Annotated in this window: 27 protein-coding genes and 1 pseudogene; 18 read left to right on the top strand and 10 right to left on the bottom strand. The window is 69.0% G+C overall.

The features are described from left to right. Positions 1–16: 16 nt before the first annotated feature. Complete coding sequence (locus tag FM051_RS23515) at positions 17–358, bottom strand: hypothetical protein (protein WP_158846806.1); 342 nt, start codon at positions 356–358, stop codon at positions 17–19. Then, positions 295–918 (bottom strand): hypothetical protein, encoded by a 624-nt coding sequence (locus FM051_RS23510; RefSeq protein ID WP_158846804.1) that lies wholly within the window; start codon positions 916–918, stop codon positions 295–297. Before FM051_RS23510 ends, FM051_RS23515 begins: the two co-directional genes overlap by 64 nt. Before the next feature lie 486 nt (positions 919–1404). Between FM051_RS23510 and FM051_RS23505 the strand changes: the two genes are divergently transcribed. Beyond that, entirely contained in the window at positions 1405–1974 is a 570-nt protein-coding gene (locus FM051_RS23505) for a hypothetical protein (RefSeq protein WP_158846802.1), read from the top strand. A gap of 323 nt (positions 1975–2297) precedes the next feature. On the opposite strand, the gene FM051_RS23500 is transcribed toward FM051_RS23505, so the two are convergent. After that, on the bottom strand, positions 2298–2723 hold the full coding sequence (locus tag FM051_RS23500; protein ID WP_158846800.1) for an NUDIX hydrolase: 426 nt from the start codon (positions 2721–2723) through the stop codon (positions 2298–2300). Positions 2724–2825: 102 nt separating this feature from the next. Between FM051_RS23500 and FM051_RS23495 the strand changes: the two genes are divergently transcribed. From FM051_RS23495 to FM051_RS23455, 9 genes are all read left to right on the top strand, one after another. Beyond that, the gene (locus FM051_RS23495; RefSeq protein WP_238412595.1) at positions 2826–3575 is read left to right on the top strand and encodes a GntR family transcriptional regulator; all 750 of its coding nucleotides are present in this window, start codon (positions 2826–2828) and stop codon (positions 3573–3575) included. Between the two features lie 138 nt (positions 3576–3713). Continuing rightward, positions 3714–4145, top strand: coding sequence for a hypothetical protein (locus FM051_RS23490; protein ID WP_158846796.1), 432 nt, complete (start codon positions 3714–3716; stop codon positions 4143–4145). A gap of 13 nt (positions 4146–4158) precedes the next feature. Beyond that, the gene (locus FM051_RS23485) at positions 4159–4482 is read left to right on the top strand and encodes a hypothetical protein (protein ID WP_158846795.1); all 324 of its coding nucleotides are present in this window, start codon (positions 4159–4161) and stop codon (positions 4480–4482) included. Next, positions 4479–4730 carry a transcriptional regulator gene (locus FM051_RS23480; protein ID WP_238412594.1) on the top strand — a complete coding sequence of 84 codons (252 nt, stop codon included), beginning with the start codon at positions 4479–4481 and terminating at the stop codon, positions 4728–4730. The genes FM051_RS23485 and FM051_RS23480 overlap by 4 nt, the downstream gene beginning before the upstream one ends. A gap of 155 nt (positions 4731–4885) precedes the next feature. Continuing rightward, positions 4886–5116, top strand: coding sequence for a hypothetical protein (locus tag FM051_RS23475; protein WP_158846794.1), 231 nt, complete (start codon positions 4886–4888; stop codon positions 5114–5116). After that, positions 5116–6588: an FtsK/SpoIIIE domain-containing protein gene (locus tag FM051_RS23470; protein WP_158846793.1), complete on the top strand. Its 1473-nt coding sequence runs from the start codon at positions 5116–5118 to the stop codon at positions 6586–6588. The genes FM051_RS23475 and FM051_RS23470 overlap by 1 nt, the downstream gene beginning before the upstream one ends. Before the next feature lie 59 nt (positions 6589–6647). Continuing rightward, a complete protein-coding gene (locus FM051_RS23465; RefSeq protein WP_158846909.1) occupies positions 6648–8261 on the top strand; it encodes a replication initiator in 1614 nt (537 codons plus the stop codon). Between the two features lie 13 nt (positions 8262–8274). After that, positions 8275–8463: a helix-turn-helix transcriptional regulator gene (locus FM051_RS23460; protein ID WP_158846792.1), complete on the top strand. Its 189-nt coding sequence runs from the start codon at positions 8275–8277 to the stop codon at positions 8461–8463. 36 nt (positions 8464–8499) lie between these two features. Then, positions 8500–9699, top strand: coding sequence for a tyrosine-type recombinase/integrase (locus tag FM051_RS23455; protein ID WP_158846791.1), 1200 nt, complete (start codon positions 8500–8502; stop codon positions 9697–9699). Between the two features lie 149 nt (positions 9700–9848). Here the strand turns inward: FM051_RS23455 and glnA are convergent, their stop codons facing one another. Then, on the bottom strand, positions 9849–11273 hold the full coding sequence (glnA, locus tag FM051_RS23450) for a type I glutamate--ammonia ligase (protein ID WP_158846790.1): 1425 nt from the start codon (positions 11271–11273) through the stop codon (positions 9849–9851). 195 nt (positions 11274–11468) lie between these two features. Here glnA and FM051_RS23445 point away from each other — a divergent pair, with 195 nt between their 5' ends. After that, entirely contained in the window at positions 11469–11942 is a 474-nt protein-coding gene (locus tag FM051_RS23445) for an RDD family protein (protein WP_158846788.1), read from the top strand. Positions 11943–12055: 113 nt separating this feature from the next. Here FM051_RS23445 and FM051_RS23440 read toward each other — a convergent pair whose 3' ends face one another. Beyond that, on the bottom strand, positions 12056–12796 hold the full coding sequence (locus FM051_RS23440; RefSeq protein ID WP_077004193.1) for a DUF4191 domain-containing protein: 741 nt from the start codon (positions 12794–12796) through the stop codon (positions 12056–12058). Positions 12797–12859: 63 nt separating this feature from the next. Between FM051_RS23440 and FM051_RS23435 the strand changes: the two genes are divergently transcribed. The 5 genes from FM051_RS23435 (at position 12860) to FM051_RS23415 (ending at position 17384) form a co-directional block, all read left to right on the top strand. After that, a complete protein-coding gene (locus tag FM051_RS23435; RefSeq protein ID WP_420803619.1) occupies positions 12860–14923 on the top strand; it encodes an ATP-dependent DNA helicase UvrD2 in 2064 nt (687 codons plus the stop codon). Positions 14924–15555: 632 nt separating this feature from the next. Beyond that, positions 15556–15954, top strand: a complete 399-nt coding sequence (locus FM051_RS23430) for a WhiB family transcriptional regulator (RefSeq protein WP_158846784.1) — start codon at positions 15556–15558, stop codon at positions 15952–15954. Next, positions 15951–16175: a hypothetical protein gene (locus FM051_RS23425; RefSeq protein WP_158846782.1), complete on the top strand. Its 225-nt coding sequence runs from the start codon at positions 15951–15953 to the stop codon at positions 16173–16175. The genes FM051_RS23430 and FM051_RS23425 overlap by 4 nt, the downstream gene beginning before the upstream one ends. A 121-nt stretch (positions 16176–16296) precedes the next feature. Beyond that, a complete protein-coding gene (locus FM051_RS23420) occupies positions 16297–17208 on the top strand; it encodes a class I SAM-dependent methyltransferase (RefSeq protein WP_238412593.1) in 912 nt (303 codons plus the stop codon). Then, complete coding sequence (locus FM051_RS23415) at positions 17205–17384, top strand: hypothetical protein (RefSeq protein ID WP_158846778.1); 180 nt, start codon at positions 17205–17207, stop codon at positions 17382–17384. The genes FM051_RS23420 and FM051_RS23415 overlap by 4 nt, the downstream gene beginning before the upstream one ends. A 26-nt stretch (positions 17385–17410) precedes the next feature. Here the strand turns inward: FM051_RS23415 and FM051_RS23410 are convergent, their stop codons facing one another. The 4 genes and pseudogenes from FM051_RS23410 to FM051_RS52000 all read right to left on the bottom strand — a co-directional run. Continuing rightward, the gene (locus tag FM051_RS23410) at positions 17411–17965 is read right to left on the bottom strand and encodes a hypothetical protein (RefSeq protein WP_158846776.1); all 555 of its coding nucleotides are present in this window, start codon (positions 17963–17965) and stop codon (positions 17411–17413) included. 81 nt (positions 17966–18046) lie between these two features. Beyond that, the gene (locus FM051_RS23405) at positions 18047–19357 is read right to left on the bottom strand and encodes an ABC1 kinase family protein (RefSeq protein ID WP_158846774.1); all 1311 of its coding nucleotides are present in this window, start codon (positions 19355–19357) and stop codon (positions 18047–18049) included. Positions 19358–19443: 86 nt separating this feature from the next. Further along, on the bottom strand, positions 19444–20454 hold the full coding sequence (locus tag FM051_RS23400) for a ThiF family adenylyltransferase (RefSeq protein ID WP_238412592.1): 1011 nt from the start codon (positions 20452–20454) through the stop codon (positions 19444–19446). Positions 20455–20615: 161 nt separating this feature from the next. Further along, positions 20616–20738 (bottom strand): annotated as a pseudogene (locus FM051_RS52000) (DUF5679 domain-containing protein); the annotation flags it as partial. A 204-nt stretch (positions 20739–20942) separates the two neighbouring features. Between FM051_RS52000 and FM051_RS23395 the strand changes: the two are divergent. Next, positions 20943–21470: a M48 metallopeptidase family protein gene (locus tag FM051_RS23395; RefSeq protein WP_158846770.1), complete on the top strand. Its 528-nt coding sequence runs from the start codon at positions 20943–20945 to the stop codon at positions 21468–21470. 23 nt (positions 21471–21493) lie between these two features. Here the strand turns inward: FM051_RS23395 and FM051_RS23390 are convergent, their stop codons facing one another. Beyond that, a complete protein-coding gene (locus FM051_RS23390) occupies positions 21494–22807 on the bottom strand; it encodes a zinc-dependent metalloprotease (RefSeq protein ID WP_158846768.1) in 1314 nt (437 codons plus the stop codon). Between the two features lie 81 nt (positions 22808–22888). On the opposite strand from FM051_RS23390, the gene FM051_RS23385 reads away from it, so the two are divergent. After that, the gene (locus FM051_RS23385; protein ID WP_158846766.1) at positions 22889–23974 is read left to right on the top strand and encodes a YlbL family protein; all 1086 of its coding nucleotides are present in this window, start codon (positions 22889–22891) and stop codon (positions 23972–23974) included. Positions 23975–24086 lie beyond the last annotated feature (112 nt).

The raw sequence follows: 24086 nt of genomic DNA, 5'->3' as shown, positions 1-24086 counted from the left end.
CAGGCCTGGCAGGACGTCAGGGCTTCACCACGTCCGTCACGTCGACGGAGACATCGTCCAGCGGCACCGTGACCTTGAAGAGGACCGGCTTCGCATACGTGCAGCTCGACTTGCCGCCGCACTCCTTTCCGTCCTGGTAAGGAGTCCGTTCGAGGCGGCTCATGCCCAGGGCGACGTCGCGGATGAGGCCGGCGCCGAGGTTGCCGGGGCAGAAGTCGATGGAATCTTTCACGGTCAGGCTCAGGTGGTGCAGACCAAGGGTGACCCTGGGTTCTCCGTTGGAAACCGTCTTGGTCAGCGTGTACTTCCCGGTGATATCGCGAACGTCCGCGAAGGACGTGTCGTCCGGTAGCACCACCCCGCTGAGTCCACCGGCGATGAAGCCGGGGGTGGTGGACAGGTCGCTCCAGGAAATGGGACGTTCCGTCCCAGTCCCACCCGCCTGAGGTCGTACTCGACCCCGAACCTGCGCGGCGCGGTGAGGATCTTGTTCTTGAGCCCGCCGACCATCCCGGAAACGGCGTCACCTGTTTCTTTCGCCGTGCGGAACTGGCCGATGACCTGATCGGTGACCGACTTCGAGTAGATTTGGTTGAGATTCTTCCGGTGCGGGGAGAACTTGCCCGGTGTGAGGTAGTCGCGGTAAAGCTCTTCGGCTCCGGGGACGTCACTGAAGGCGGCCCAGGCGGTGACCACCGCAGCCGCGTTGTCCGCAGCTTCCCGTGCGTCTGCCGTGCTGTTGAAAGGCGTGCACTGCAGTGGGTCCTGCGTGGGGAAATCAGCTGCCTCGGCGCCGGCTTCCGGACCGCCATTCGCCGTTTCCGCCGCGTTCGCCGTTCCACTCGTCGCGCTGAGCACCATGCCAGTGGTGAGAATGGCGAGCACGGCGCCGCGAAGGCGTCGCGTCGTCGCATTCATGTGAATGCGGGTGAGTGGGGACGTTCTCGCCCGTGAACCCTTTGTCGGCACTGACAGCCTCCACTCCGAGCCGTTTATTCGCGGCAAGACGTTACTTGCCCGAATGTAGTCCCGGCGCGACGACGAGTTGTCCCCGATGTGGTCCCGAAAAAAGAGGAAAAACTTCAGGCGGCCATCGGGTCCGCTGAGATCCCGGCCGGTCGGCGGCCTCAGCCGGCCTCCGGGACGCAGGCGTGCAGATGCGCGATGGCCCGCCAGCTGAGGGCTGGCGGGCCATCGTCACGACTCAGCGCTCAACGCGCTGCTGCGGCCGCGAGGCTCACACGTCGTAGGACTGTCAGCAGTCGGCGGTGACCTGCGGTTCGCCCTACTGCACCATGCCTGACCTGCTCGTTCTCCCTCGACGTTCACCGTCATTGACCAACGCTGATCCACGTCTGACGGCCTGAAGACGGCCTGATCATGCGTTAGAGCTAGCCTGCGCCGATGATGTCGGAAACCGGAGATTCTCACGTGCCTATGCCCTGGGGGCCAGTCGATACAGACGTCTTTGCCGCATGGGGCCAGTGGGCGGGCGGCATTGGCAGCATAGCGGCTGTTGTCGTCGCCCTAATGCTTGCCACTCGTGATTCCAGATCTCGCAGGAAAGAACAAAAGGAGCAGCAAGCTGCACGGGCGGCGACAGTTACAGGCTCAACTGAGAGGAAACTTGACGACGGCCCTTTTTACAGTCAATGGCTAGCCTTGGTGATCAGCAACCACGGCACGCATCCTGTTATGGACGTGAAAATTGAAGACGTGAAGATTCGCGTTGGAGAGGTTACGTACGTGAAATGGAAGCTGGCTGGAGGCAAGGCGGATAGCTCGGAGCCGTATCTCTTGGCTCATGTCATTGGACCGCAGGATGAAAAATTTACAAGCCTGTTCTTTGAGGATGCTGAGGGTCAAAAATACGTATACGAGAAGCATCCCATCGACATAACCTTCAGCTTTCTCGATGCGGAGGGTGCGCGATGGCGTCGGACTGGTTACGGCGAGCCTCAACGTGTCCGATAAGGCATCGATAAGTAGCGGAATTACTCCGTGGCAAGGCGGCGGAGCCGTCGCGGCAGTCGATCGCCGTGCCCAGCGCTGGGAGCCGTGTGACCGCGCGATCGTCCCGGCCCTGGTGGCTGGAAGTGGCTTGGCGGCAGTTCGTGTTTGCGTAGCGCGCCGCCTTCCCGGCCACGTGCACCGACTCCGCGCGCGGCCGACGGGCGGAGCGGAGCGGGAGCCCGGCGTGCCGCGATGCGGGGAGTCGGTGCAAACGTGAGGCGGGACTGGCTGCGCGTCGCCGCAGGCGGCGCGCCTTGATCCCATACAGCAGAATTCAGCAGCGGCTACGGCAGAAGGTTGACGCCGTCGTGAGCGCGAGTGTGCAATTCGGACTCGAACGCATCGGTCACTCGCACTGCGTATGCCGGTGACATTGCTTCGCGGACTTCGTCCAGCGTCATCCAACGGATCTCGGTCGCCTCGGCGGTGGCCTGGTCGGGCTCGTCCAGCGGGCTGCAGCGGTAGACCAGGGCCACGATGCCGCGTCGCATGTTCTTGTAGACGCCGGTCAGGCGTTCGACCTGGACCGAGATGCCGGTCTCCTCAAGGACTTCTCGCCTGACGCCCTCCTCGAACGTCTCGGCCATCTCCAGCACTCCGCCCGGTGGCTCCCAGTGGCCGTTGTCCCTGCGGCGGATGACCAGTACTTGCCCCGAATCGTTGACCACGATTCCGGCGACGCTGACCGAATGACGCGGCGTGTCGGCCATTCTCCCGCTTTCGTCGCTGAGTGGACCTGTGGGAGCATGAACACGTCTAGTCGTCTGTAGGAGTAGGTGGCCATGCTCGATCTAGGAACTATAGACAGATCGGTGGACCGTCCGCCGTACCGCCAGATCGCGGACATCCTGCGCCAGCACATCGAGCGTGGCCGCCTGGCTCCTGGTGAGCAGTTGCCGTCCGAGGCGGTGTTGATCGAGCACTACGGCGTGGCTCGGATGACGGTTCGTGAGGCGATCAAGGAGCTGCGATCCGAGGGCCTGGTGGTGGCGCAGCATGGCAAGGGTGTGTTCGTGCGGTCGGCTCCGCCGGTGCGTCGGTTGGCGTCGGATCGGTTCGCGCGGCGGCATCGGCAGGAGGGGAAGTCGGCCTTCCTTGCTGAGGCCGAGGCGGCCGGTCACGTTCCTGGCGTTGATCAGATCAGGGTCACCAATGAGGCGGCCTCGGCCGAGGTGGCGGAGCGACTGAAGCTCAAGCCTCGGGAGCGGGTGATCGTCCGGTCTCGTCGCTACCTCGCTGACGGGCGGCCGGTCGAGATCGCCACGTCCTACATCCCCGAGTCGATCGCCAAGGGCACGGCCATCGCGGAGGTCAACACCGGGCCTGGTGGCATCTACGCCCGGATCGAGGACGCCGGGCACGAGCTGGCGCACTTCACCGAGGAAGTATCGGCCCGGATGCCGTCACCCGACGAGCGCAAGGCACTGGAGATCGGGTCTGGGGCGCCGGTGCTGACGCTGGTTCGCACGGCCTTCGACACCAACGGCACACCGGTCGAGGTCTGCGACACGGTCAAGGTGGCCACGTCGTTCGTGCTGGAGTACGACGTCCCGGCCAAGTGAGTTGGTTGCAAAAGCGAAGAGAAAGGCGGAGTAGTTGAACTCCTCTAGACGACTAGGTACGGTGAACTTGTCTAGAGGACTAGGTGAGCTGATCGGCTCCGATCGAGGAGCCCCGCAAGATCGAGAAGGGTTTCAACGATGGCTATTCCTGCTGGTCACAGGTTCCCGATCACCTTCGACGAGCTGTTCCCGCAAGGGTTCTACGTGCTGAAGGTGGAGCGGGCGCAGGAGTTCAACGAGGGGAAGGCACCGCGTCCGGCGCTGGACAAGGTGTCGGGGCTGCCGGTGTGGACGGTGCAGGGCACGGACCCGTCTGCGAAGGGGAAGAACACCGGTGCGGTGGTGAAGATCGCGTCGGAGTACCAGCCGGTTCCGCCGGAGGTGCTGCCCGGTACGCCGTTCCGGCCAGCGGTGTTCACGGGGTTGAGGGTGTCGCCGTATGTGCGGGACGGCTGGGTGAACTGGACGGTCTGGGCTGAGGAGATGGTGTCGCCGCAGGACGCGGTCAAGGGGCGTCGGGGCAACGGCAAGTCGGACTCGTCGGCGGGCGCTCCGCCGGTTGCGGCCTGAGAAGGGACGGATCGTGGAGTTGGAAGGTTTGTTGACGCCTGGTCCGAACGCCAAGCCGGAGGTGGTCACGCAGCCGGGGACGGACTGGTACGGGCTGCGGCTGACGATGGACCCCGGTGAGGTCGTGTTGGGGCTGCCGGAGGGTGAGGACGGGCGGGAGAGGTTGGCTGCCTTCCTGACCGAGCTGGCCAGGTGCGCGTACTTCCTTGCGGGAGTGCTCGATCCGTCGCCGAATCACGCGCTGATGCCGACGCTGGGGCACGGCTTGTCGAACGGCACTGTGCTGTCCGACGCCTCGATCTATGGGGAGTCGGGTCCGGGGAGTCGGGGGCGATGACCGATGCCGCCGGGGCCAAGCCGAGGTTTGCGGTTTTCCTCCGGGCGGGCTCGTTCGGGCGCGCGATGGCGTTGGCGGGATTCCGGTCGGAGTACGCGTTGGCCAAGGCGATGGGGCTGAATCGGTCGACGGTGAAGCGCGTGCGGACCGGTGAGCTAATGCCGGGTCCGGGGTTCATCGCCGGTGCTTTGAAGGCTCTTGCGCCGATGGCGTTCGAGGACCTGTTCGAGGTTGACGACAACGAGTGACCGCGCTGTGTGCGCGTGACAACTGAACAGATAGCGGCCGGTTGGCATGGGTCGCGGGGAGACAGTCCAAGTCTTGGCGGGCTCCGGCTGTCTCCCTGCGACTCACCTGACTGGCTTCGCCATGCATTTTTGTTGACACACAAGGGATTCCAGTCATGTCAAGGGTATCTCGTCGTGGGGGACGTGCGTCAAGTCGGGCCGTCGCCCCGTCCGGGTGGAAGCTGTCCAACGGTTCGAAGTGCCAGCGGTGCAAGCGGTTCGGGGTGTACGCGCCCGGCCAGCTCGCGTGCTGCACGTGTCTGGGCTGGCTGTCGCTGATCTTCGCCGTGGTGGTGTTGGTCGTGGTGCTGGCGGTGTGGTCGCTCCCGGTCGGGGGTGTGGCCTGATGGCGCGGTGGGTTGATCCGGCTCCGTTCGAGGGTGCGCGGCCTCGGGTGCCGTGGTGGGCGTTGGTGCCGGGCAAGTTGAAGTGGTTGGCCTTGCTGGTGGCTCTGGTGTGGCTGGCGCTGGTCGGCGTCGTGCGCCTGGTGCTCGTCGTGGTCCGCTATCCGGTGGTCGTGTTGGTGCCGGCGCTGGCGGCCTGGTGCTGGTTGCGGTTCGGGCTGTCGCCGCTGGTCCTGGCGCTGCTGAGCCTGAGCGCGACCCTCACGATCTGGGCTGGTCTGGATCGGACGTCGTTCCTGCGGCACGTGTGGTTCCGGCTGGTCACCGAGTATCGGCGGGCGACGGTGTACGTGCCGCGTTGGCGGACCGTGATGCGGCTGTCGGAGCTGGCCAAGGACAGTCGTGGGCGCGAGTACCGGCCGAAGCTGCGGCGGGTGCGGTCTGAGGGATGGCGGGACCGGGTTCGGGTGCGGATGATCCTGGCGCAGGCACCGGAGGCGTGGGAGCTGCGTCGTGACGGTTTGGCCCACTCGTTCGGTGCGCAGTCGTGCCGGGTGCGGGTGCTGCGGCCGAAGGTGATCGAACTCGACTTCGTCCACTCCGACCCGTTGGCCCGGTCGCTGTCGGTGCCGGCGCTGTCTGACGATGCGGACGTGGTGGACCTGAAGCGGGTCGTGGTCGGCCGGACGGAGATCGGTAAGCCGTGGCGGATTCGCTTGCAGGGCAACCAGGTTCTGGGTGTCGGTGTGCAGGGTGCGGGCAAGGGCTCGGTGTTGTGGTCGATCATCTGGCACCTTGCCCCTGCTGTTCGGGCCGGTCTCGTGCGCCTGGTGGGCATCGATCCCAAGGGCGGTATGGAGTTGGGGCAGTGCCCGGATGCGTTCGCCCGGTTGGTGTTCGACAACGGCCGTGAGGCGGTCGAGCTGCTGGAGGAGCTGGCGGCGGAGGTCAAGGAACGGGCTGCGCGGTACCGGGGTGTCCGCCGGCTGTGGGCTCGCTCGAACGGTGAGCCGTTCACCGTGCTCGTGGTGGATGAACTGGCGGACCTGATCGCCTACCAGTCGGACAAGGGCCTGCGTGACCGCGCCGCTCGTGCGATCCAGACCATCACCTCCCAGGGACGCGCGCCGGGGTTCTGCGTGCTGGGCCTGGTGCAGGACCCGCGTAAGGAGGTCGTGGGGTTCCGGCACCTGTTCGGGACCAAGATCGCGCTGCGGCTGGACGAGACGGCGCAGGTGGACATGGTCCTGGGCGACGGTGCCCGTGCCCGTGGCGCTGCGGCCCACGAGATCAGCGAGCAGACACCCGGCGTCGCGTGGGTGAAGACCGACGGCAAGGGCCAGCCGGAGCGGGTCCGGGCCTTCCACGTCACCGACGCGGACCTGGTCGAGCTGGGCGTCTACCTCGCCGACGCGACCGTGCACGAGTTCCGGACCCGACCCGACGGCGACGCGACCGGAGGTGCTGCGGCATGACCGAACCGACCACCAACACCACCCCGGTGGTGCCTGCCGTGCCGCTGGACGTGGCGGGCATGACCTCGGCCGAACGTGCCCGGATGCCGCTCTCCCTCGACGTGGTCAAGGCGGCGGCCGAACAGCACGGCGTCTGTACCCGGCCGGTGCTGCGAGAGGTCGTGGACCTGGACTCGGGTGAAGTCCGCATCGTCGGCATCCGCTGCAACTCGACCCAGGCGTCCAAGTGCCCGGCCTGCGCCGAACGCAACCGCCGATCCCGCATGGCGCAGTGCCGCGAGGGCTGGCACCTCGACCACGAACCTGTGGCGGAACGGCACGCGCCCACGGCCGATCAGGTCGAGCTGGTGACCTACCGGGCTGACCTGATCGCCGAGTACCGCCGTGCCGTGGCTGAGGGCGCGGAAGACCAGATCGAGGACCTTCGGGAAGGCATCCGGGAGGCGGACACCGACATCAAGCGGGAGGGAGTCCGCGGGAACCTCCCCGCCGTCGAACGGCCCGGAAAAACGGCGCCACAACGGTCCACGCGTCGGCGTCAGGACGCGCCGAACCTGCCTCGTCGCAAAGTGGCCAAGCGGACCGTGGGGCGGGAGTTCGCGGGCAAGTACCGGCCTTCGACGTTCGTCACGCTCACGCTGGACACCTACGGCAAGGTGACCTCGGACGGGGCTCCTGTCGATCCGGACTCGTACGACTACCGGCGCGCGGCTCGGGACGCGGTGCACTTCGCCTCCCTGGTCGATCGGTGGTGGCAGAACCTTCGGCGGGTCGTTGGCTTCGACGCCCAGTACTTCGGCACGGTCGAGCCGCAACGCCGCATCACCCCACACGCGCACTTCGCCGTGCGCGGCTCGATCCCGCACAAGGTCATCCGCCAGGTCACGGCCGCGACCTACCTCCAGGTGTGGTGGCCCGACCACGATCACCTCAAGTACGGCGGTGGCCGGCTGCCGGTGTGGGACATGCGCGTCAAGGGGTTCGTGGACCCGGACACCCAGCAGTCCTTGACCACCTGGGTCGACGCCGTGGGGGAGCTGGATGCTCCGGCCCACGTGGCGGAGTTCGGCCGCCAGGTGCACTCCAAGGGCATCCTCGGCGGCACGGAGGAGTCCGGGCGGCACATCGGCTACCTGACCAAGTACCTCACCAAGTCGATCACCGAAGTGGTCGAGTCGAACGCCTCGCCACGCCTGGCTGACCACGCCGACCGGTTGGCGGCCGAACTGGCCGTCACGCCGTGCTCGGAGCGGTGCGCGGTCTGGCTGCTCTACGGCGTCCAGCCCAAGGGCGTCACGTCCAAGACGACTCCGGGCCACTGCAAGGGCAAGGCGCACCGCCGAGACACCCTCGGCCTGCCCGGTCGTCGGGTCCTGGTCTCGCGCCGTTGGTCGGGCAAGACGCTCGCCGAACACAAGTCGGACCGGGCCGCGTTCGTCCGGGAAGCCCTGGCCGCCGCCGGCATCGCCAAGCCGGACACCGACCGGACCCGCCTCCAGTGGGGACCGGTCAGGCCAGGTGACCCGCACGCACCCTCACGAACCGAACTGCTCATGCACATGATCGCCCAGCGTCTGGCGTGGCAGGCCGAGTACCAGCAGGCACAAGCCGCCCTCGTCCACCTGCGACCACCGGGGCCGGATGTTTCAGCAACTTCGTCGGTAGCGGCCTGACGAGAGGGGAGTCGTGGCAGATATCGAACCGCTGTGGGGCGTTGACGATCTCTCGGCGTTCCTCGGGGTGCCGGTGCACACCATTCGAGGCTGGCGCAGCAAGAACTACGGGCCTCCGGCTCGGAAGGTCGGCAAACACCTGCGGTGGGATCCGGCAAAGGTTCGTGAGTGGTTTAACGGCCTCGACCAGGACGCGGCCTAGAACTTTCGGCAATTCGACTCAGGGGAGAAGTCTGCCATGGGCCACGTGCAAGATCGCTGGTGGACCGTCAAGGACGGAAAGCGGGAGAAGACTCCGCAGTTCGGCAAGGGAATGCGGTACAAGGTCCGCTTCCCCGGCCCGGACGGTCGGGAGCGCTCGAAGATGTTCCCGGACCGGCAGAAGGGTACGGCTGACGCGTTCCTGCACGAGATGGAGAACGACAAGAACAAGGGAACGTACCTGGACCCTGACGCAGGCAAGATCACGTTCCGCGACTACACGGAGAAGCACTGGATCGACGCGCGGACGTTCGATGAGTCCACGCGGGAGGGGGTGGAGTTCCGGCTCAAGCTGCACGTGTACCCGTACTTCGGTGACACGGAGCTGCGGCTCATCCAGCCGTCCACGATCCAGGCGTGGGAGCGGAAGCTCCAGCAGAAGGGCCTGGCCGAGACGTACCGGCGGAGCATCTTCGCCAACGTTTCGGCAGTCTTCACCGCTGCGATCGACGATGAGCGGCTGCGCAAGAACCCGTGCAACGGGAAGTCGGTCATCAAGCCTCGGGGCGAGTACCCGAAGATCATCCCGTGGGAGGAGAAGCGCGTTCACGCGGTCCGCGAGAAGCTGGGGGAGCGGTACCGAATCGGCGTCAACCTCGGTGCTGGGTGTGGTCTACGGCAGGGTGAGGTGTTCGGGTTCTCACCTGATGACGTGGACGAGTCGGAGGGCGTCATTCACGTGCTGAGGCAGATCAAGATCGTGCGCGGGAAGATGGTATTCGGTGCGCCGAAGCACGGCAAGAGCCGTGATGTGCCGTTGGCTGCGAGTGTGGCGGCGGCGATCAAAGCTCACGTGAAGAAGTACGAACCGCTGCCCGTCACGCTTCCGTGGGGCACTCCTGACGGCAAGCTCGTGACGGTGCCGCTCCTTATATATACGCGTGAGTCGAAGCAGCTCCATCGGCATTCGTTCAACCACTACGTCTGGAAACCGGCGCTCAGGGGTGCCGGGGTCGAGACGCCGGGCCGTGCCGAGGGCTTCCACGCGTTGAGGCACTTCTACGCCTCGTCGCTCCTGGAGGACGGCGTCAGCATCCGGGCACTCGCCGAGTACCTGGGACACGCTGACCCGGCGTTCACCCTCCGCGTCTACACGCACTTGATGCCGGCCAGTCACGAGCGAACACGGGCGGCAGTGGACAAGGTGTTCGGAGACAAGCCGGAGGAAGCGGCGTGAACGCTGAAACGACCAGGGGCCGGGTGACTGAAGTAGTCACCCGGCCCCTGGCCTGTGGTCTAGCTGACGGCCTCTCCAGCACTGACGGCCTGGAGACGGCCTACGTAGGGCCTCGACCAGTGAAACGGCTGGTCAAAGCCCCGTGTGGATCACACGTCGTAGTACAGCGCGAACTCGTACGGGTTCGGGCGCAGGCGCAGCGGGTCGATTTCCTGCTCCCGCTTGAACGAGATCCAGGTGTCGATGACGTCCGGCGTGAAGACGCCGCCCTCCAGCAGGAACTCGTGGTCCGCCTCGAGGTTGTCCAGCACCGCGTCCAGCGTCGCCGGCACCTGCTTGACGTCGCGGGCCTCCTCGGGCGGCAGCTCGTAGAGGTCCTTGTCGATCGGGGCCGGCGGCTCGATCTTGTTCTTCACGCCGTCGAGGCCCGCCATCACCATGGCCGAGAAGGCCAGGTACGGGTTGCCCGACGAGTCGGGGCAGCGGAACTCGATGCGCTTGGCCTTCGGGTTGTTGCCCGTGATCGGGATGCGGACGCACGCCGAGCGGTTGCGCTGGGAGTAGACCAGCGACACCGGGGCCTCGTAGCCCGGCACCAGGCGGTGGTAGGAGTTCACCGTCGGGTTGGTGAACGCCAGCAGCGACGGGGCGTGGTGCAGGATGCCGCCGATGTAGTGGCGCGCCGTGTCGGACAGGCCCGCGTAACCGGACTCGTCGTGGAACAGCGGCTGGCCGTCCTTCCACAGCGACTGGTGGGTGTGCATGCCCGAGCCGTTGTCGCCGAACAGCGGCTTCGGCATGAACGTCACGGTCTTGCCGGCCTGCCACGCGGTGTTCTTGATGAGGTACTTGAACAGCATCAAGTCGTCCGCGGCGTGCAGCAGCGTGTTGAACTTGTAGTTGATCTCCGCCTGACCGGCGGTGCCGACCTCGTGGTGCGCGCGCTCGACAGTGAAGCCGTTGGCCTCCATGTTGAGCACCATCTTGTCGCGCAGGTCCGCGTAGTGGTCGGTCGGCGTGACGGGGAAGTAACCGCCCTTGTACTTGACCTTGTAACCGCGGTTGCCGCCCTCTTCCTCACGGCCGGTGTTCCACCAGCCGGAGATCGAGTCGATCTCGTGGAAGGACGCGTTCGCCGTGGTGTCGAAGCGGATGGAGTCGAAGATGTAGAACTCCGCCTCGGCACCGAAGTACGCGGTGTCCGCGATACCCGACTCGGCGATGTACTGCTCGGCCTTGCGCGCGATGTTGCGCGGGTCGCGGCTGTAGGCCTCACGCGTGAACGGGTCGTGCACGAAGAAGTTGACGATCAGCGTCTTCTCGATCCGGAACGGGTCGAGACGCGCGGTGTACAGGTCGGGCAGCAGCAGCATGTCCGACTCGTGGATCGACTGGAAGCCGCGGACCGACGAACCGTCGAACGCGAGGCCCTCGGCGATGGCATCGGCGTCGAACGCGGCCGCGGGGAGCGTGAAGTGCTGCATCACGCCGGGCAGGTCGCTGAAGCGGACGTCTACGAACTTCACGCCCTCGTCTGAGATGAACTTCAGGACCTCGTCGGGATTCTTGAACACCCTCGTCGACTCCTCTGCTGCGCTGGGGGCGTGGTTGTACGCCGCTACGTGGTGCGGCCTGCCATCGTGGCGAAACTAGGACTGCGGTGTTGCCCGGTCATCACCCCTATGTTTCGCCAGTGTTAACGGGGTGGGCGACCGGGGCAACCCCACCGCCGCTCCTCACCCGCTGAGCACGGGCTTTACTCTGGTGGGGTGAGCAAGTGGACCGGTTCGTGGCTGTCTGGACCTCGTTCGGCGCTGGAGCCCGGCGCCGACTCCGGTGACGGTACCGGGCAGCGGTGGCGGGGTGAACGCCTCGGTCTGCCGCAGTCCGGTCCGGGCTCGGTGGCGTCCACCGGCCGCCGCGCGATCGCCATCATGGTGGACTTCCTGCTCTCGGCGGGGGTGGCGGGGCTGTTCACCGCGCCCGAGCTGCCGAAGAACTGGAGCCTGCTGGCCTGGTTCGCCATCACCGTCATCGCGGTCGGCTTCTTCGGCTTCACCCCTGGTCACGCGCTGTTCGGGCTGCGGGTCGCCCGGCTGGACGGCGCGGGGATCGTCGGTATCCCCAGGGCCGCCCTGCGCACGGCGTTGATCTTCCCCATCATCCCGGCCGTGGTGTGGGACGCCGACGGCAGGGGCCTGCACGACAAGGCCGCGGGCACCGTCGTCATCCGGGTCCGCTGAGTCCATCCGGGTCCGCTCCGCTGAGTCCGTCCGGGGTCCGCTGAGTCCGCGACACGCGTCAGGCCCGCTCCGAACGACTGCCGGAACGGGCCTGAGCTGCGAAACGCTTGTTCTCAGCGGCGGCGCATGGCGCGCTGCACGTTGCGCATCTTGGCGCCCTGGGGCATCGGGCCCTTGGGCAGCGCCGCACCGCGGCTGGCCAGCGCGGCCAGCCGGTTGTCGATCGTGTCGACCTGGGCGGTCGAGATGTTGCGCGGCAGCTTCATCAGGTGGCTCTGCAGCTTGCGCAGCGACACCTGGCCGTCCTCCGTGCCGACGATGACGTCGTAGATCGGCGTCTCGCCGACCACCCGCGCCACCCGCTTCTTCTCCTGCGCGAGCAGGCCCTTGACCCGGTGCGGCGCGCCCTCGGCGACCAGCACCACGCCCGGCCGGCCGAGCACCCGGTGCACCATGTCGCCGCTCGTCGTGCCCGCCACGGCCTGGGTCACCCGCCACTTCCCGCGCAGGTTGTCCAGCGCCCACGCCGCCGCGCCCGGCTGGCCGTCGGCCTTCGCGTACACGGTGCGCTGCACCCGGCGGCCGAACACGATGACCGCGAGCAGCGCGCCCACCGCGATGCCCATGGGCAGCAGCACCCACTGCATGTCCCAGATGAGGCCGATCAGGAACGCCGCGGCCGTCGCGCCCAGCACGCACGCCAGCATCAACGGCACGAGCGCCTTGTCCTCGCGGCGCTGCATCTTGAACGCCTCGAAGATCTGGCTGCGCTTCGCCTTCGATGCCGCGCGCCGAGCCTTCGCCGCTTCCTTGGAGGCCGCCTTGGCAGCCGCCTTGTCCTGCTTACCAGCCATGCCCACCAGGATACGGCGCGCCGTATCGCCCCATGACGGGAGTACTCGCTGTGCTCTGCGAGGATGCAGCGCATGGACCGGCTGTTGGAGGGACTCGACCCGGAACAGCGCGCCGCCGTGGAAGCTCCGCGCGGTCCGGTCTGCGTGCTCGCGGGCGCCGGCACCGGCAAGACCCGCACGATCACGCACCGCATCGCCTACTTGGTCCAACGCGGCCACGTCTCCGCTGGTCAAGTCCTCGCCGTCACGTTCACCGCACGTGCCGCGGGTGAGATGCGGACCCGGTTGCGGGCGCTCGGCGTGCACGGCGCGCAGGCCCGCACGTTCCACGCCGCCGCGCTGCGCCAGCTGCGGTACTTCTGGCTGCGCGTGGTCGGTGGCGAGCAGTGGCAGCTGATCGACCGCAACAAGCTGCGGCTGGTCGCGCAGGCCGCCAACCGGGCGGGCCTGTCCACCGAGTCCGATTCGCTGCGCGACCTGGCGGGCGAGATCGAGTGGGCCAAGGCGTCGCTGATCGCGCCCGAGGACTACCCGGCCGCGGCCGGCCGCACGAGCCGTGACACGCCCGCGCCCGCCGAACAGGTCGTGCAGGTCTACCGGACCTACGAGGAGCTGAAGAACCAGGCGCAGCTGCTCGACTTCGACGACCTCCTGCTGCACACCGCGGCGGCGTTGGAGGAGCACGGCGAGGTCGCCGAGGAGTTCCGCGACCGGTACCGGTGCTTCGTGGTGGACGAGTACCAGGACGTCACGCCGCTCCAGCAGCGCGTGCTCGACGCGTGGCTGGGCGCGCGCGACGACCTGACCGTGGTCGGCGACGCGAACCAGACCATCTACTCGTTCGCGGGCGCCTCGCCGCGTCCGCTGCTGGACTTCCCGCGCCGGTTCCCCGAGGCCGTCGTGGTGCGGCTGGAGCGGGACTACCGGTCGACGCCGCAGGTCGTGCACCTGGCCAACGAGGTGATCAAGTGGGCGCGCGGGCGTCCCGCCGGGTCGCGGTTGCAGCTGATCGGACAGCGTCCGGACGGGCCGAAGCCGACGTTCACCGAGTTCGACGACGAGTCGCTGGAGGCCGCGGCCGTCGCGCAGCGGGTGAAGGCGCTGCTGGACGAGGGCGTGTCGGCGAGCGAGATCGCCGTCCTCTACCGGGTCAACGCCCAGTCGGAGGTCTTCGAGCAGGCGTTGGCCGAGGTCGGCGTGCCGTACCAGGTGCGCGGCGGTGAGCGGTTCTTCCAGCGTGCCGAGGTGCGGCAGGCGATGGTCGCGCTGCGTTCGGCGGCGGCGCACGAGCCGAGCGGCGAGCTGCCGAAGGTGGTGCGCGAGGTGCTGGCCGGGATCGGCCTGACCGACGAACCGCCCGCCGGCGGGACGGCGCGGGAGAAGTGGGAGTCGCTGCTCGCCCTGGTCGAACTGGCCGAGGAGCTGGTCACCACCGTGGACGGGGCGGACCTGCCGAAGTTCGTCACCGAGCTCGACCTGCGTGCCGAGGCGCAGCACCCGCCGACCGTGGAGGGCGTGACGCTCGCGTCCCTGCACGCGGCGAAGGGCCTGGAGTGGGACGCGGTGTTCCTGGTCGGGCTGGTCGAGGGCACGTTGCCGATCCAGCACGCGGACGGCGACGACGCGGCGATCGAGGAAGAGCGCAGGTTGCTGTACGTGGGCGTGACGCGCGCGCGGGTGCACCTGTGGATGTCGTGGGCGTTGGCGCGCGCTGCGGGCGGACGTCGTTACCGGCGGCGCAGCCGGTTCCTCTACGGGCTGGTGCCCGAGGACCACCCGGTGTCGCGCACGGCCAAGCGCGAGCCGATGCAGCGCAAGCCCAAGCCGCAGTGCCGGGTGTGCGGGTCGGCGTTGGTCGACGCGCGGGCGATCAAGCTCAGCCGGTGCGCGTCGTGCCCGTCGGACCTGGACGAGGAGCTGCTGACCCGGCTGCGGGCGTGGCGGGCGGACCGGGCGCGTGAGCTGAAGGTGCCCGCGTACGTGGTGTTCACGGACGCGACGCTGGTCGCGATCGCCGAGCAGCGGCCCGAGGACGTCGCCGGACTCGTGTCGATCTCCGGCATCGGCGCCGCCAAACTCGACCGCTTCGGCGACGACGTGCTGTCCCTGGTGCGCGGCGGGCGTTGATCGGTTCGGCGGTCGCTTCGGTGATCGGTTCGGCGCGGGCGCTGAGCGGGTTGGTGCCCGCCGGCGGGCGGAGTCGTCCGGACGGGTGATCGTGCCCAGGGCTCTGTGCAGGGAAAACGTCGAAATCTCACACGATCGACAGGTATTTGTAAAAACCGGTTGCACGCCCCGTGCGCAGGGTCATAACCTGCTTAGGCCGGGCGCGAAGCGCCCGCTGGGGATTCAAGAGTCAGCAGTCGAGACGAGACACCCGAGGAGGTGGCCGGTCGTGAACAGCCTTATGCGCTTTGAGACGCCCGGTTGCCCGATGCCCGAGGTGGCCTTGTCGGCGGGCGCTACTCATGTCGCGGGGGAGAAGTCTGCCCGCGATCGCCACGCCCTGAAGTGGGGCGCTGAGCGAGTTCAGCTGATCCAGGTGCCGGCGCCGTACACGCCGACCGTTGTCCCGACTCAGAACGTTGCGCCGTCCGCGCACGAGCGAAGTACCTGACCACCTTGTAGTCAGGCCACCCAGCTCACAAAGGCCGCGGACCCGTAACCGGATCCGCGGCCTTTGTGCTGTTCAAACCCGTTTTACCGAACGCAGTCGCACGACCAAACCCCATGCAACACCCGTGACAGGAGTCCACCTGATGTTGTCCGCGACCGTCCCCATAAACGGGACGCTGTCCACCGAGCCGGAGTTCGCCGGAGCGGGAGTCGCTTCTCTGATCGACACCGCGCCCGACGCCGGCCTGGAGCTTCCTTGCCGTACCAACAACCCCGACCTGTGGTTCGCCGACGCGCCGGCGGAGTTGGAGGAGGCGAAGAGGTTCTGCGCCACCTGCCCCGTCATCGCCGAGTGCCTGGCCGGTGCGCTTGCTCGCCACGAGCCCTGGGGGGTCTGGGGCGGCGAGATCTTCGAGCGCGGAGCCGTGATCGCGCGGAAGCGTCCCCGTGGGCGCCCCCGCAAGGATGCGGCACCCGTTGTTCCCGCGGCACCTGCCGCGACCGTTGTCCGGGGGGCTACCGACCAGGAGGCCGCCGCGTGACCACGTACCGATCCACCAGCGACGAAGCGATGCTCATCGAAGTCAACCCCAAGGGGAACCCCATGCTTCTCGAAGAAAATCTCGCCAGATCCCGAATGCATGACGCGGAGATATTCGCGCAACAGCATCGGCTGGCCCACCGGCTCGTCGTCGCCCGCAGGTGGCGCCGGCTGGCCGGATGGGCCCAGCGCAGAGCCACCCTGAAGGCTCACGCGATCTGATGCACGCCTCGGCCCGCCCTCCCCGTCCCCGCGACGGGGAGGGCGGGCCGCGTCGTACCCGGAGTAATTCGGTGAGTTTTGGGGTGGGAGGGTTCGCCCCGTCGTGGGTACCGTTCGATGTGTGGCCGCTCACACTCACCACCATGCCCGCACCCATGACGGAATCGACTGGGCGTCTCGGCTGAACTCGCTCCGGCAGGCCGACGAGTTGGACGCCGAGGCTCGGCGCGTGGTCGCGCGGAGACTCGTGCACGTACTGCCCGACAAGCCGATGGTGCTGGACGTCGGTTGCGGCGCAGGTGGGATGAGTGTGGCGTTGGTCGAGGCCCTGTCCGCCCGCGGCGGGGGAACCGTGGTGTTGATCGACGCGGTGCCCGAGTTGTTGGACGCCGCTACCAGCGCGGCGCGGTCGGCGGCGACCTACGAGACCGACACGACCACGGCGACCGTCCGGGTTCGGCCGGTGCTCGCCGACCTGGCCGCGGAACGGCCGGTCGAGATCGCCGGGCCCGCGCAGTTGGTGTGGGCGTCGAACGTGGTGCACCACCTTCCTGATCAGCGTGCCGCTGTGCTCGGGTTGATCGAGGCCGTCGCGCCCGGTGGGTGGTTGGCGCTGGCCGAGGGTGGGCTGGACGGCAAGTTCCTCCCGTTCGACCTGGGTATCGGTGAGCCCGGCCTGCAGGACCGGCTGGCCGCCGCACGCGCCCAGTGGTTCCTCCGGATGCGGGAGAACACCGAGGGCTCGGTCCGCATGCACGGCGGCTGGAACCTGGTGCTCGCCGACGCCGGCCTGGTCGACGTCACCGCGTTCACCTACCTCGTCGACCACCCGGCACCGCCCAAGCAGGCGGTGCGCGACTGGGCGGTGAACCGGCTCAAGTGGCACGTGGACGTCGCCGGCGACCTGCTCCACCCCGCCGACCGCCGTACCGTCCGGCAACTGCTCGACCCGCAGGACCCCGCCTTCCTCGGGCTGCGTGACGACGTCTTCCTGCTGATCGCCGACACCGTCTACCTGGGCCGCAAGCCGTGACCGACGCCTGTGCCCGCTGCGGGCGGACGCGGTCGTCCGTCACCGACCCGGCCGAGCTGTTGGCCTGGGTCCGGGAGCGCGAGCGCGGGGTCGACCAGTGGTTGTGCCACGTGTGCGCTCGCGCGCACGTCCGCGATATCGAGGGCAAGCTGCCGGCCGACTACTGGAGTAGCTGAGCGGTTGGCCGGCAAGCGTCAGCCGGTCAGCGGAGCAGGGCGGACAGCAGGCGTAAGGCGGATCTGGGGGTGGCGGTGCCCCGTTTGCTGCCCGCGTTCAGCTCGGCGGTCAGGCCGGCGACCGTGCACAGGCCCGAACGCACGGCCGTCGCCAGCATGTGGTGTTGGCGCAGCGCGTCCGGTTCGTGGCGGGCGGCGTCCAGCACGGCTCTGTTCGGCTCGGCCAACGGCAGGCCGTCGCGGACCACCACCTCGGGCGGGCGGGTGGTGCGTTCCAGCAGCACGTGGTCGGCGCAGGAACGGCGCGTGGTCGCCGGTTGGAGCAGGTGGATCCGGGTCGGCGGAGGTAGGGCCCGGAGGCCGTGGGCGTGCAGCGCGTCCACGCCGGTGACCACGGCGCTCGGACCCGCGTAGGCGACGGCCGCGCGGAGCCGCTGGGCACGGGTCGGCGGACCGGCGCCGAGCAGCAGCACGCCCGGCAGGATGCGCTGCCACGGCCCGCCGGGGCGGCACTTGAGGTCGATGACGTAGCCGGGCACGCCGGCGGCTTTCAGGTCTGCGGTCTTGATCACTTGTTCCACGGGGTCGATCTTCCGGGGGTTCCGGGGACCGGTCCACGGGCTGTCGGTGATCTGTGGACAAGTGGGTGACCTGTGGACAACTCAGTCGTCGAAGCCGGGTTGCCACCGGGCGACGATGGCTCTGGCCTGCACGTTCGCGTCCAGCTGGCAGAGGATGCCCGTCGCGCCCAGCGTCACCCTGTGGATGAGCAGGTACTGCGGCGGGAGGTTCAGCGACCTTCCCGTCTGCGAATCGGGGCTCCGGAGGTCGCCGACGCGCTCCGCCTGCTTCTGCAGCCACCGACGGGTGAAGTGGAACGTCTCCGTCCGCAGCGGCTCCACGAACGGCGCCAGGTAGTTCAGCACGTCCTCGGCCTGCAGTTCGGTCCCGGGGCGGATGAACCGCTCCGTCCGCAGCAGCTCCACCAGGTCCGCCGACCGGCCGTCCAACGCCAGCCTGGTCATCAGGCCGAGCGTCTTCGGCAGCCCGTCGGGCAGCCGGGCCACCGCGCCGAAGTCGAGCACGCGCAGCCGACCGTCCGAGCCGAGCATGAAGTTGCCGGGGTGCGGGTCGGCGTGCAGCAGCCCCGACCGGCTCGGCGCGGAGAAGTGGAACTCCGACAGCAGTTGCCCGGCCATGTCGCGCTCGGCCTGCCCACCCTCACGGATGATCTTCGACAACGGCGTACCGTCGGTCCACTCGGTCACCATCACCTTCGGCGAACTGGCCACCACCCGCGGCACCAGCACCCGCTCGTCGCCGTCGAACGCCTTGGCGAACACCCGCTGGTTGTCCGCCTCGGTCCGGTAGTCCAACTCCTCCAGGTACCGGTCCCGCAGCTCCTCCAGCAGCGGCTTGACCTCGGTGCCCGGCATGATCGCCTGCAACACCCGGCTGAACCGCAGCAGCTGCTTCAGGTCCGTTTGCAACGCCTCGTCCGCGCCGGGGTACTGCACCTTCACCGCCACGTCGCGGCCGTCGTGCCACACCGCCCGGTGCACCTGCCCGATGCTCGCCGACGCGGCGGGTGAGTCGTCGAACGACGCGAACCGCTTCGCCCACCCCGCGCCCAGCTGCTCGGCCAGCACGCGGTGCACCGTGCGCGCGGGCATCGGCGGCGCGGCCGTCTGGAGCTTGGTCAGCGCCTCGCGGTACGGCTCGGCCAGCTCGTCCGGCACCGCGGCCTCGAACACGCTCAGCGCCTGGCCGAACTTCATCGCGCCGCCCTTGAGCTGCCCGAGCACCGCGAACACCTGCTCCGCGGTCTTCGCCGACACCTCGGCGCTGACCTCCTCGGAGCTGCGGCCTGCCAAGCGCTTGCCCCAGCCGCCCACCACGCGGCCCGCCACCCCGAGCGGGAGGCTGGCCAGCTTGGCGGTGCGCTGCACGGTCTTGCGCGGGATCTCGCTCACCCGGTGATTCTCCTCCCGCCCGTTCACGTGGCCGCAGTCGTTCACGCCCCTCCCTCAAAACCTACACAGACCTACCTGAGGGTGGATCACGTCGCGGAACGGCACTCGCAGTGCGGGTGCACCGGCGCGATCCGGTGCTCGACCAATCCGGTGAACGCATCGACCTCCAGGGTCGCGTCCCAGGTGGGCGGCCTGGTCCGGGCCGCCTCCGAGCGGTCCAGGGCCAGCAGCGCCTGACCGACCGCGATACCGGCGGTGGCCGTGACGGTGGCCAGGTCGGCGTGCTGGGCGCGGTCGACCAGCTGGGCGGCGATCAGCGGCCACGCCGGGTCCACGTCGGCCTGGTGCCGGTCCGCACACCTCAGGCAGCTGCTCCGACCGGGTACGACCAGCGGCCCGACCACGCCCAAGCCCTCCCGCACGCGCACGGCCAGGTGCGCCGTGCCGTCCGAGACGAGCTGGTGCAGCAATTCCGGTGCGGGTACGAGCGCGTCGGCCAGCACCACCAGGTCCGCGCCACGCCCCACCGGCCGCACGGTCCCGCACGCCCGCCGCACGGCGTCCTGGGCGGCCTCGGCGCGCGGGCGGCCGACGTCCGCTTCGACATAACCCGATCCGGTGTCTTCCGGCCCCACGCGTCCCCGCGCGACCACCCGAACGTGTGCCACGCCGGAGGCCGCCAGGAGTGCTGCGATCGTGACCGCGAGCCGCCCTTCGCCGTGCACGACGACGGACCGGGCGGCACGGGCGGCGGGCAGCCCGACGGCACAACGGCGGGTCCGCAGCGCCCAGCCCGTCACCTCGGCGGTCAGCCGGGGGTGCGGCACGGGCACGGACTCCTCGACCAGCCCGGCCCCGGCCAGGCCGTGCAGGACGCCGGACAGCTCGGCCGCCTGGTCACCGTGACCGGCGAGCCGTTCCCGCAGGTCGGTGAGGGTGTGCTGGCCGGTGAGGCCGAGCAGGACGGACGCCATGGGCTCGGGCACGTCCTCCACCAGCATGGCGTGTCTCGGGTCGGTGCCGATCTGCACCACGTCGTCCCGGCGGCGCAGCAGCGGCAGGCCGGGCAGGACCCTGGGTCGGTTGGGAAGATCCACACCGGCAGCCTGCCCGGAGCGGCCGGTATGGCAAAACGCCTGTCCACAGGCTTGCGGGTTGTCCACAGAGGCCACAAGGGGCCTTGACGGGCGGCCGGACACCCGAGGGCCCGGCCACCCGCCCTGGGGCAGACCTTCGACTTGCCGAGGATCCGGGTCACCGTGGTCCCGCAGACCGGGCACTTGCCCTTGGCCATCCTGCGGTTGTTGCTCTCGTGCACCTCGCCCGTGAAGTCGCGCTTCTCACGGCACTTGACGCAGTAGCCGTTGTAGGTCTCGGCCACGGCTTCCTCCCTTGTTTCGAGAGTGCGGAGCGATCTGCGCCACACTCGGGGGTTGCGCTGCACGCTACCTCCGGGAACGCCGCTCCGCTGCACGCCGCGTCGAGCGTGTCCAGCCGCCTTTCGGTGGAACCTGTTCGTCCATCCCTCCACAGACCGCCGCTTGGCCGCCGCGGATTGTCGGTCTCTGGCCTTACCGTGAACGCCATGCCCGAACCGCAGGTGGAGGTGCGGCGCAGCGCCCGGCGCCGTCGCATGGTGAGCGCGTACCGCGAGGGGGACACGGTCGTGGTCCTGCTGCCGGCCCGCATGAGCAAGAGCGAGGAGAAGCACTGGGTGGCGGAGATGCTGAGCCGCCTCCAGCGCAGCGAGACCCGCAGGCGGTCGCCCACGCGCACGTCCGACGCCGCGCTGCTCGCCCGGTGCGAGGAGCTGGCCGACAGGTACCTGGACGGCGTGCAGCCGAGCAGCGTGCGGTGGGTGGCGCCGATGCGCACGAGGTGGGCGTCGTGCACACCGAGCGAGGGCACGATCCGGATCAGCGAACGGCTGCGCGACGTGCCCGCGTGGGTGCTCGACTACGTGCTGGTGCACGAGCTGGCGCACCTGAAGGTGCCCGGCCACGGCAAGGAGTTCTGGCACCTCGTGCACAGGTACCCGAGGGCCGAGCGGGCCATCGGGTACCTGGAGGGCATCTCGGCCGCGGCGGGCCTGGGCATCACCGAGGAGGATTGAAGGGACGGGGCGAGGAGTGAGAACTACTCCTCGCCCTTTTCCTCGCCCTTGTCGTCCTTCTCCCGGAGCGTCCGCTCCAGTTCGGCCATCGGGTCCTCCAGCGCCTTGCGCGTCCGGCCGAACCGCTCGGCGAACTCCATCGGGTCGTCCAGGTCCTCCGCCGTGGGCACCAGGTCGGGGTGGTCCCAGACGCTGTCGCGCTGCTCCATGCCGTGCTGGTCGCCGAGCAGCTTCCACAGCGCCGCCGCCGACCGGTGCCTGCGGGGCCGCAGCTCCAGGCCGACCAGGGTGGCGAACGTCTGCTCCGCCGGACCACCGGACGCGCGCCGCCTGCGCAGCGTCTCCCGCAGCGCCTCGGCGCCGGGCAGCCGCTCGCCGACCGCCTCGTTCACCACCACGTCCACCCAGCCCTCGACCAGGGCCAGCAACGTCTCCAGGCGGGTCAGCGCGGCCTTCTGCTCGGGCGTGGTCTGGGGTTCGAGCATCCCCGACTTCATCGCCTCTTCGATGCTGGCCGGGTTCGCCGGGTCGATCTGGCCCGCCAGCTGCTCCAACGCCGACGTGTCGACCGTGATGCCGCGGGCGAACTCCTCCACCGTGTCCAGCAGCCGCTGCCGCAGCCACGGCACGTGGCTGAACAGCCGCTGGTGCGCCGCCTCGCGGGCGGCCAGGAACACCAGCACCTCGCTGGCGGGCCGCTCCAGGCCCTCGGTGAACTTCTCGATGTTGTCGGGCAGCAGCGCGGCCGTGCCCTCAGGCCCGAGCGGCAACCCGACGTCGGTCGACGTCAGCACCTCCGCGCCGAGCTGCGCCAACGCGCCGCCCAGCTGCGAGCCGAACGCCATGCCGCCCATCTGCCCGAGCATCGACAGCAGCGGGCCGGCGGCCTCCTTGGCCTCGGCGGGCATCGCGTCGACCCACGCGCCGGACACGCGCTGCGCCACCGGGTCGCACAGCCGCTGCCACGTCGGCAACGTGCGCTCCACCCAGTCGCGCGCGCTCCAGCCCTGCGACGTGCGCGCGCCCGCGGGCAGCGCCGTCACCGGGTCGAGCCACATCTCCGCCAGGTGCACCGCGTCGGCAACGGCGCTGTTCTGGTCCGGCCCGAACCCGGTGGTCGGGCCGCCCTTGCCGGCGAGCTGCTGGAGTGCGATCTGCTTCGCGAGGTCGTAGTTGACCGGCCCGGACGACGTGCCCGCGTTGCTGAACATCGCACCGAGCTGGCTCAGCATCGCGCCGAGCTGGTTGAAGTCGAAGGGGTTCTCCCCTTGGTCTCCTGGTTTGCGGTTGCGGTCGTCGGGGTCCTGCGGGCTGAACCCGAAGGGCTGGTCACTCATGCCTCCACGGTACGCGGGACGAAGGTCCAGCGCGGGACCGGTTCGCCGGCAGCGTGAAGGGGTGGTCGTACCCTGTCGGGCGTGACCGAAGGCACCGACACCGTCGTGGACCAGGCACCAACCCCACCGCACGCGCCACGGCGCGGCTTGACCCGGCGGACGTGGACCCTCGTGGTCAGCCTCGCGATCGTCCTCGCGCTGGGCCTGCTCGGCGGGTTCGCCCGCGTGCCCTACGTCGCCCTGGGCCCCGGGCCCACCTACGACACGCTGGGCGCCGTCGACGGTCAGCAGGTGGTGTCGGTCGACGGGCAGGAGACGTTCCCGACCGGCGGCAGGCTCACCATGACCACCGTGTCGCTGACCGACGAGGTGTCGCTGTTCGGCGCGCTCGGCCTGTGGATCAGCGGCCGGTACGCGCTCGCGCCGCGCGAGGAGTTCTTCCGGCCCGGCGAGTCGGAGAAGGAGGTCAGCGACCGGAACGTGAAGGCGTTCCAGGACTCGCAGACCAGCGCCGAGGTCGCCGCGCTGCGCTACCTCGACTACCCGATGAAGGTCGTCGCCGCCGAGATCACCAACGACAGCGCCGCGGCCGACGTGCTGCAGCCCAACGACCGGCTGCTCGAGGTCAACGGCAAGCCGATCGCCTCCGCCGACGACGTGCGCCCCGCGTTGGAGACCACCAAGCCGGGCGACCGGATCACGCTGACGTTCCAGCGCGAGTCCGCGCGCCAGACCGCCACCGTCACCCTCGGTCGGACCGAGGGCCGCGAGACCGGCTTTCTGGGCGTGCTGCCGCTGGACCGCGCCGACGTGCCGTTCGAGATCAACATCAGCCTGAAGGAAGTCGGCGGCCCGTCCGCCGGCCTGCTGTTCGCGCTGTCGATCGTCGACAAGCTCACCCCCGGCGAGCTCAACGGCGGCCAGTCCGTCGCGGGCACCGGCGAGATCAACGACAAGGGCGAGGTCGGCCGCATCGGCGGCATCGGGTTCAAGATGGTCGCCGCCCGTGAAAGCGGCGCCACCGTGTTCCTCGTGCCCGCGGGCAACTGCGACGAGGCCAAGCAACACGCCCCGGAGGGCCTGCGCCTGGTCAAGGTCGAGAAGCTGGACGACGCCGTGCAGTCCCTCGAAGCCCTCAACAAGGGCGGCGAAGCCCCAGGCTGCTAACGCGCCCAGCCCGCTACAGGTCCACCCTCCGCTACCGGACCACCACGCGAGGTCGCCGTCGGTCGTTCGTGACTCATTTTCCGGCGATCACCCGGGCGACCGAGCCGCCGTC

Origin of the sequence: Saccharothrix deserti, from assembly GCF_009769385.1 — a bacterium.
GTDB lineage: Bacteria > Actinomycetota > Actinomycetes > Mycobacteriales > Pseudonocardiaceae > Actinosynnema > Actinosynnema deserti.
Note: the sequence above shows the minus strand (reverse complement) of the source record. Positions and strands in the feature narration are given on the sequence as shown.

What these genes read in the sequence shown, in the direction of transcription:
- FM051_RS23475 (WP_158846794.1), top strand. Translation starts at nt 4,886, where the DNA reads ATGTCAAGGGTATCTCGTCGTGGGGGACGTGCGTCAAGTCGGGCCGTC.
- FM051_RS23465 (WP_158846909.1), top strand. Translation starts at nt 6,648, where the DNA reads ATGACCTCGGCCGAACGTGCCCGGATGCCGCTCTCCCTCGACGTGGTC.
- FM051_RS23395 (WP_158846770.1), top strand. Translation starts at nt 20,943, where the DNA reads ATGCCCGAACCGCAGGTGGAGGTGCGGCGCAGCGCCCGGCGCCGTCGC.
- FM051_RS23390 (WP_158846768.1), bottom strand. Translation starts at nt 22,807, where the DNA reads ATGAGTGACCAGCCCTTCGGGTTCAGCCCGCAGGACCCCGACGACCGC.
- FM051_RS23435 (WP_420803619.1), top strand. Translation starts at nt 12,860, where the DNA reads ATGCAGCGCATGGACCGGCTGTTGGAGGGACTCGACCCGGAACAGCGC.
- FM051_RS23500 (WP_158846800.1), bottom strand. Translation starts at nt 2,723, where the DNA reads ATGGCCGACACGCCGCGTCATTCGGTCAGCGTCGCCGGAATCGTGGTC.
- FM051_RS23470 (WP_158846793.1), top strand. Translation starts at nt 5,116, where the DNA reads ATGGCGCGGTGGGTTGATCCGGCTCCGTTCGAGGGTGCGCGGCCTCGG.
- FM051_RS23505 (WP_158846802.1), top strand. Translation starts at nt 1,405, where the DNA reads ATGATGTCGGAAACCGGAGATTCTCACGTGCCTATGCCCTGGGGGCCA.
- FM051_RS23510 (WP_158846804.1), bottom strand. Translation starts at nt 918, where the DNA reads ATGAATGCGACGACGCGACGCCTTCGCGGCGCCGTGCTCGCCATTCTC.
- FM051_RS23480 (WP_238412594.1), top strand. Translation starts at nt 4,479, where the DNA reads ATGACCGATGCCGCCGGGGCCAAGCCGAGGTTTGCGGTTTTCCTCCGG.
- FM051_RS23440 (WP_077004193.1), bottom strand. Translation starts at nt 12,796, where the DNA reads ATGGCTGGTAAGCAGGACAAGGCGGCTGCCAAGGCGGCCTCCAAGGAA.
- FM051_RS23455 (WP_158846791.1), top strand. Translation starts at nt 8,500, where the DNA reads ATGGGCCACGTGCAAGATCGCTGGTGGACCGTCAAGGACGGAAAGCGG.
- FM051_RS23430 (WP_158846784.1), top strand. Translation starts at nt 15,556, where the DNA reads ATGTTGTCCGCGACCGTCCCCATAAACGGGACGCTGTCCACCGAGCCG.
- FM051_RS23490 (WP_158846796.1), top strand. Translation starts at nt 3,714, where the DNA reads ATGGCTATTCCTGCTGGTCACAGGTTCCCGATCACCTTCGACGAGCTG.